At 48.4% G+C, this 3,631-nt stretch carries 2 protein-coding genes and 1 pseudogene; all 3 read right to left on the bottom strand.

The window, feature by feature from the left end:
• Positions 1–493 precede the first annotated feature (493 nt).
• Positions 494–1,063 carry a DUF4956 domain-containing protein gene (locus tag ACEW8P_RS26000; RefSeq protein ID WP_373515978.1) on the bottom strand — a complete coding sequence of 190 codons (570 nt, stop codon included), beginning with the start codon at positions 1,061–1,063 and terminating at the stop codon, positions 494–496.
• Positions 1,064–1,067: 4 nt separating this feature from the next.
• A pseudogene (locus ACEW8P_RS25995) lies at positions 1,068–1,772 on the bottom strand (polyphosphate polymerase domain-containing protein).
• Between the two features lie 338 nt (positions 1,773–2,110).
• Positions 2,111–3,631: FAD/NAD(P)-binding protein (locus ACEW8P_RS25990; protein WP_373515977.1), on the bottom strand; the 1,521-nt coding region annotated here is incomplete at its 5' end.

Genomic DNA, 3,631 nt, shown 5'->3' with positions numbered 1-3,631 from the left:
GGTGAACTGGGAAGAATTATTACGATCTTTCCACGCTCGGGCAAAAAATATCGTTATGACCAACTTTGGAATGAAATCCCCATCAAGACAACACCATGGTTTAATACTTGGTGTCGAGTGAAAAAACTATCTCATAGAATCTCCTGTTGATGTTACGCTCGATTACCCAACTCCTGTATGCCCTACTACTTCGATATTACACGATGACCGCATTTACTTCAAAACCATTGGCACGGATCGAACGTAGTCGCTCAAACAGCACTTACGTATTGGCGAAAAAGCGAATTGGCCTGTTTTAGACAAACGGCCCGAAGTCATAATGACGCGAGAAGGGAATAAGCGGAAAGTTTCATATCGTGCATGAGGAGCAGCTTTCTGTTATACTTATTTAGAGGCAAGACGTGTTGAGAACGTACGGGACTATTTGAATAGCTCTGCGCAACTAGCTGAACGCAAATAAACTACCGAAAAAGGGTTAACAGCTAATACCGCTTCACGGATAATAGTACACGGTGAGCCGGGTGGCGTCCCTGAGGAAATCGATTCCTTCGATGTCCACGCGGTGAATGTTCATCCCGGTGCGCTGCTTCAGATCGGCCAGTAATTCGGCGCGTTTTTCGGGCACTATCAGATGAATGTTTTCGTAAAGTACCGTTTTGCGCATTTCCCTGCGGATGAGCCAATTACTCTCCAGTATCGATGTCACACCCAGGATAATGGAATTGAAGATACACAACCCCTCCCAGCCGCTCTGGCTGACAGCGGACAGTAGCCCGAGCGCGATGGCCAGGAACAGGTAGGTCATGTCCTTTATCGAAACTTGCTCGGTACGGTAGCGCAGCATCGAGAAGACTGCGAACAGACCAAAAGCCGCTCCCAGTGACATATCCACCTCCTGAAGCAGGAAAGTAATCATGAAAATCACCAGATTGAAGGCGAAATACGTCGTGAAGAGATCGGTACGGCGGTAGTTGGGGTAATAGATCAACCTGACCAGTAGTGAGACGGAAACCAGGTTTATAATCAGCCGGATAAATAAATCCAGAGAAATGAAATCGGACATGGTGTTAATGGATAGGGGTAGGGGAATTCAGGGGTTTTAGCTTTTCGAACAGCCGCATCCGTTGCTTGAAGCGGTTGCTTTTAATATCACTATGCATACTGGCCACTCCGAAACAGTACTTGCTCATCCCGCCCATCTTCCGTTTTTCCTGTCGGATAGCGGATACGAAAGAGGAGGAGACGTCTTCTTTCTGCTGCTTTATCTCGACAATTACCAGATGCGAGTGTTTGATGCGCCGCTTGCCCTTGGCGAAAGTCAATTCGAGGTCGATAGTGACCCGTTCGCGCGAGCGCAGGTTTACAAGGGTGAGACGGCTGTAATCGACCCAGAGGACAGGTCGTAACTCAGCGGGGTTTAATGAGAGATGTTTCTGAAAAAAGGCCTGACTTTTAGCATTCAACTGTCCCGATCCGTCTGGCGAGCCAGCAATTCGCGTCTTGACAGTCCGGCCCTTGTTAGTTTTGAATTTAACCTCGAAGAAAGCTACGCCAGAGTCGACATAGTGGCGGAAACGGATTTAGTGGCGGTTGAGGTGACCGGCATGATGCCTGTGGTAAAGTTGAAGATCGGGGGTATCGTAGTAGAGCGTCTTGTAGGTCATCAAGCGCTTGCCCGCTATTTCTAATACACGATAATCGGTACTGGTGCCGGCCAGCAATACAGACAGTCGACCGATGGGTAGCACAAATTTACTATCGGTACGATCCATCAGCCTCACCGCATTCATATCCTGCAATCCGATAGAAGCGAATTTTTCTAATTCCTACAAAATCTTCAACCGCACTTTTTCATTCTCCATATTTGCAAGGGGACTAATTCTGGCAATTTATCTAAAGTCAGCCGTGATTCACAATACATAGGTTCTTTTCGATTCAAGTGGATCTGGCTTTATCTAAATGTCCGAACAAGATATTTACGGGTAATACCAAGCCAAGCTTAGGTCCTTCAGCGAGATCGACATACCCAGCTTTCACTGAATCTGCGTAGTCAGAATCGTAAGCCACGGACATAGTTAACCCCAAAGCCCGTTCCAGGATTCCGACAAGGTTATAACTCTTCTGTTTCCGCATAAAGCCTAGCAACTTCCTCAATATCCCCGGAAATTTTGACATCGCTCTCGAGCGATTTTATCCAGGCTTCTACCAAAATCTGACTCGTGGCGCTGCACGCCTGTAAGCCGTACGAATACGGGCGCAAGCCGGTCGTGTGAGTGAAAGTGATGTCGTTGATACAGTCATTTGGCTCGCCGGCTTTGCCAATTACTCGGTAACTAGCGTCGATATCAAGACCTCCGATGTAATAGTAATAGTCGCCCTGCTCAGGACATACGAGTTCTTTTTTGTCCGTTTTTAGGATGTCCCCGGCTTTCTCGGTGTCGATGAATTTTGATCTCGCCCGACGCACCACGCCTTTTTCTACCAGTGATTTGAACGGATATTCTTTCAAGCCCACGGGCTTTTGTCCACCACAATGAATAAACATTTTGTAGTCGATAGCATAGGTGGCTTCGCCGTCCTTTACCTCGATGGTCGTGATACCTTTTTTGTGTTTCTCGGCCACAGTAGCGTAGCCCGAAACGATTTCCAACCTTCCGGCGTCGTAAAGGGCCAAGAGCAAATGGCCCGAAGGCAGTGGCATGGCGGCAATGACGTTCATCAAAAACGGCATTATTTCTTTATGGAACAGCAGATGATCCTCGGCGGGCATCAGCTCGGCGTGGAAATTCAGGGCATATATCAGGTCGTCCATCACTTCCTTCCAGTGAATCGGCTTCTTGTGTTCGACAGAATCTTTTGCTTCCTCCATCTCGAAGCGCATGCCTTCGAAGGCATTCCCATACTCGTGTTTCCTGCTCATGGTTTCTACGAAGCCGGTGAGCGTGAATGTCTCATCCGCCAGTTTTTCAACCAGATCGGGCATCTTATCTTTTTTGAAAGCTCTGGTCAGGGCCGGGCGGCATACCTTGTCAAAAAATGTCTCGATGCGGAGGTAGCCGTCACCATCCAGCAGATTGAAAATCTCTTCGCGGCTGACGTGGCGGTAAATCTCGCGCATGGGTTCTTCCTGCTCATATTGCAAGTTCGGCAGCCAACCGTTGGCAGCGTGCATGGCTATGCTAAAATCCTCCGCTCCCTCAGCGGGGTGGAAAGTCATTTTTCCGTCTTTGTCAGTCTCAAATTTACCGTGCCTCCTCGACAAGGACGACACCACATCGAAGGCGCTCAGCGAAGCACCCAGCGTGCCGATTTTGAAATTGTGGAAAGTACCTTCTTCGGGCAAAATCTTTTGAATCGGCCAGGGCGAGGCGTAGTTGCCCGACTCGACATCGTCTTTTTCGGTCCAAACGTGACCCGTGGCTACCACGACTTTGCTGAATGTATGCGTAGTGCCACCGGCGATTTTTAGCGTGACTTCTTCTTTCTTAGGGTGATACTCAATGTCAACTACCTCAGAATTGGGGAACTGCTCCACGGTGATACCCGCGCCTGAAATTTTCTCTAGAATCGCCTCGTATTGTGCGTGCAGGTATTGTCCTAACGCTAACCGATTATAAACCTCAGATTTGCT

It is taken from the genome of Persicitalea sp., assembly GCF_041751555.1.
Lineage (GTDB): Bacteria > Bacteroidota > Bacteroidia > Cytophagales > Spirosomataceae > Persicitalea.
Note: the sequence above shows the minus strand (reverse complement) of the source record. Positions and strands in the feature narration are given on the sequence as shown.

Bases quoted from the DNA above. Each gene is read 5' to 3' on its own strand.
- ACEW8P_RS26000 (WP_373515978.1), bottom strand. From the start codon at position 1,063: ATGTCCGATTTCATTTCTCTGGATTTATTTATCCGGCTGATTATAAAC.